The 3,536-nt window shown below is 72.0% G+C and carries 4 protein-coding genes; 3 read left to right on the forward strand and 1 reads right to left on the reverse strand.

Annotation, left to right across the window (positions count from 1 at the left end; translation table 11 throughout):
- The 3 genes from HV824_RS35130 to HV824_RS35140 form a co-directional block, all read left to right on the forward strand.
- Positions 1-318, forward strand: a 318-nt coding sequence (locus tag HV824_RS35130; RefSeq protein ID WP_368738141.1) for a cytochrome c family protein, incomplete at its 5' end; no start/stop codon positions are given.
- 252 nt (positions 319-570) lie between these two features.
- Positions 571-1,860 (forward strand): LamB/YcsF family protein, encoded by a 1,290-nt coding sequence (locus HV824_RS35135; RefSeq protein WP_176425219.1) that lies wholly within the window; start codon positions 571-573, stop codon positions 1,858-1,860.
- Positions 1,857-2,747: a biotin-dependent carboxyltransferase family protein gene (locus HV824_RS35140; protein WP_176425220.1), complete on the forward strand. Its 891-nt coding sequence runs from the start codon at positions 1,857-1,859 to the stop codon at positions 2,745-2,747. Before HV824_RS35135 ends, HV824_RS35140 begins: the two co-directional genes overlap by 4 nt.
- A 6-nt stretch (positions 2,748-2,753) precedes the next feature.
- Here HV824_RS35140 and HV824_RS35145 read toward each other — a convergent pair whose 3' ends face one another.
- Entirely contained in the window at positions 2,754-3,329 is a 576-nt protein-coding gene (locus HV824_RS35145; protein WP_176416437.1) for a Uma2 family endonuclease, read from the reverse strand.
- Between the last annotated feature and the right edge of the window lie 207 nt (positions 3,330-3,536).

A 3,536-nucleotide genomic window follows, 5' to 3' on the forward strand; every position in this document is an offset into this window, starting at 1 on the left:
CCCACGGCGCTGGCCAGCAAGCCCGCCCCCACCCGCAAGCCGCGCTCCGTCGAGCCCAAGGTGGACGCTCCCGCCCTCTTCGTGCGGTTTGGCTGCGCGAGCTGCCACGCCCCGGGCGCGCGCTACCACGACCGGCTCGACAAGGTCGCCACGCGCAGCGAGGCCGACCTGGTCCGCTGGGTGCGCAACCCCGAGCAGTTCCTCCCCGGCACGCCCATGCCCACCTACGCGGAGTTGATTGACGAGAAGACCGCGCGCGCACTGGTGCGCTGGGTGAAGGCGGGCGGCCTGGCCTCGCTTCCCTCCTCCCCGCGCTGAGCCGCGCCCCCAGCGCACGCGAAAAGACGTCCCGGAAATGACCGAGGAAAACCCCTGCTGGCGTATCCCGTCTGGAAGTTCTCAGCGGGCACCTCGTCGAGGCACTCGCTGGGCGCGTACCACCCCGGTGCCAACCGGCCCCAGCCCCGGGGTGGTGCGTGAGACTTCCCACCGCACCGTCGGCTGGCTCGCCAGCGTCTGCGGCTACAGGGACGGCTGCACCCGCGCCGCCGCTCGCGTACGGTGCGCCGCATGACGAAGTGCCTCCTCAACGTCGACCTGGGCGAGCTTCCTGGTGAAGACGAACAGCTCTACGCGTTGGCCCATGTGGCGAACATCGCTTGCGGCGGGCATGCCGGAGACGATGGGTCCATGCGCCGCGCGCTGGCGCTGTGCGAGCGGCACGGCACGCGCGCGGGCGCACACCCCTCCTACGAAGACCGCGAGGGCTTCGGCCGCCGCGCGCTCGACGTCACGCCGGAGCACCTCCAAGCGCAAGTGGCCGCGCAGTGCGGCCGGCTCGCGAAGCTGGCGGCGGACCGTCAGCTGCCCGTGACGTACGCCAAGCCTCACGGCGCCCTGTACCACGCGGCGAATGCCACACCGGCCCTGGCCCGCGCGGTGGTGGCGGGCGTGGTGGAGGCGCTGGGGACCGCCGCCACCTTCATTGGCCCCGGCACGGGCGCTCTGCATGACGCGGCCCTGGCGGCGGGACTGGCCTACGCCCGCGAAGGCTTCGCGGACCGGGGCACCCGGCCAGACGGCTCGCTGATTCCCCGAGGACAGCCCGGCGCGGTGCTGACCGACCACGCCCAGGCGCGGGCCAACACCGTGCGCCTGGCCACCGGCGGCACCGTGGACACCGTCTGCGTTCATGGCGACACGCCCGGCGCGGTGGCGCTGGCGCGCGAGGTCCGCGCCACCTTGGAAGCGCTCGCGCTCCGCTCCGAGCCCCTGGGCGACGGCGCCCTGCGACTGGTCCTCCCCGAGGGACTGGAGCGACGCGCCACGCGCGAGGCGCTCTGTGCCATGCCCGGTGTCCTCGACGCCGTCATCACCGAGGAACACGCCTGCGTGTACTTCGCCCCGGAGGCCCCCCCCGAGGAGCCTCGGCTCGCGCTGGCCCGGTTGCTGCGCATTCCAGCGCCGGGGGCAGGACGGCCCCTCACGACCATCTCCGTGCGCTACGACGGGCAGGACTTGCGCGCGGTGGCGGAGCGCGCGGGCCTCACCGAGGACGAGGTGGCGCGGCGTCACACGGCGCGCGAGTACACGGTGCGCTGCGTGGGCTTCCTCCCTGGGTTTGCCTATCTGGGAGAGGTCGACCCGAGCATCGCGGTCCCCCGGCTGGCCACGCCCCGCACGCGGGTGCCCGCCCTGGCGGTGGGAATCGCCGGTGGGCGCACGGGGGTGTATCCCTTCGCGTCGCCGGGAGGCTGGAACCTCATCGGCACCGCGCTGGACTTCACCGCCTTCACGCCCGAGCAGGGTTCGGTGCTTCAGCTCGGGGACCGGGTGCGCTTCGAGCGGGTGGACCGATGACGGGCTGGCTGGACATCACGAGCGTGGGTGCGCCCGTCACGGTGCAGGACGCGGGACGGCCCGGGCAGATGCACCACGGCGTGCCTCCGGGCGGACCGCTGGTCCCGGAGCTGCTCGCCGTGGCCAACCTCGCCGTGGGCAACGCGAGTGGAGCGGCGGCGCTGGAAGCCTTCGGCCGGCTGGAGCTGCGCGCCCGTGGCCGAAGCGTCCGCGTGTCCATGGACGGCCGCGCCTTCACGGTGGCGGATGGGGCGCGCCTCACCGTCCCCGCGCCCGAGTCGACGAGCGTGCGCTATGTCGCGGTGGATGGCGGGCTGGCGGTGCCGGAGGTGCTGGGAGGACACGGCACGCTGCTGGTCGCACGCCTGGGCGGGCACGAAGGCCGCCTGCTGCGTTCGGGAGACAGCCTGCCCCTGGGTGACGCGAACACGCGCGCCGAGACGCGGGCGCCCGGTGCGGCGCTGGATGCCGTGGCGCCCATCCGCGTGACGCTCGGGCCGGACAACCGCCGCTTCGAGCCAGCAACCGTGGCCACCCTGCTGTCGGGCGCCTTCACCGTGTCCGCTGCCACCGACCGCGTGGGGATGCGCCTCCAGGGGCCAGCGCTCACCCATGGCGACGAGGGCACGGGCACGTCGCGCCCCATGGTTCGCGGGGCCATCCAGGTGACGCTGTCAGGAACGCCCATCGTGCTGGGGCCCGACCATCCGACGACGGGCGGCTATCCACTCATCGCGACGGTCATTCGCGCGGATTGGGGCCGGCTGTGCGCTCGCCGTCCAGGCGCCGCTGTCCGGTTCCAGGAGGTGAGCCTCGACGAGGCACGGGCAGCGTGGCGCGAGCACGCGGAGCACTTCGGTATCAGCACGCGCCCCACGAAGCCGTAATCCACGTCACGGCGCCTCCAGCTCCGGGGGCCACAGCGCGCCCAGGTCCAACTCCAGGTCCTCGAACGGCTCGGCGCGCACACACGCATCCCCTGAGTACTGCCCCCGCACGACCCAATCGCCTTCCCGCCGTGCGAAGACCTCCAGCGTCTTCACGGCGGGGTCCACCAGCCACACGTGCCCCACGCCTTCGCGCGCGTAGAGTTCCCGCTTGCGGTTCCTGTCCAGCTTCCGGGTCGACGGTGACAGCACTTCACAGACCCAGTCCGGCGCCAACGTGAAGAACGGCACTCGCTTCATCACCGGCATGCGCTCGCGGCGCCATCCCGCGATATCCGGCACCAGGACGTCCTGACCGAAGTGCAGCTCGGGCTCGGTAACAATCCACCAGCCTCCCGGCGCTCGCTGCCCGACCTGAAAACGGGAGACAAGCAGACCGCCCAGCACGGAGTGCGCCACCGCATGCGGACTCGCGGGCCTCGGCAGCGCGATGAGCTCACCGTCGATGATCTGCCCGACCATGTTCTCGGGCAGCGCCATCAGGTCTTCATAGGTCGCGGGACGCTTCGTTTGATTCCCCATTCCGGGACTCCCCAGGCCAGCCGCCTCTCCCCCTCTATCATCTGTCCTGCCTCCCCAAGTGGAACCCCACCTGAAACAGCGTGTCCAGGAATTCCTACCTCAGGGGTCCGACATGCCCTCGGGGGCAGGGCGCAAATCTTTTCCCGTTTTCCACCGATAATACGGGAATGAAGACTCCGCTCCCCAATCCCCGTGCCCCCGAGGGCA

Origin of the sequence: Myxococcus sp. AM009, from assembly GCF_013372605.1 — a bacterium.
Taxonomy (GTDB): Bacteria; Myxococcota; Myxococcia; order Myxococcales; family Myxococcaceae; genus Myxococcus; species Myxococcus vastator.

Bases quoted from the DNA above. Each gene is read 5' to 3' on its own strand.
- HV824_RS35135 (WP_176425219.1), top strand. From the start codon at position 571: ATGACGAAGTGCCTCCTCAACGTCGACCTGGGCGAGCTTCCTGGTGAA.
- HV824_RS35140 (WP_176425220.1), top strand. From the start codon at position 1,857: ATGACGGGCTGGCTGGACATCACGAGCGTGGGTGCGCCCGTCACGGTG.
- HV824_RS35145 (WP_176416437.1), bottom strand. From the start codon at position 3,329: ATGGGGAATCAAACGAAGCGTCCCGCGACCTATGAAGACCTGATGGCG.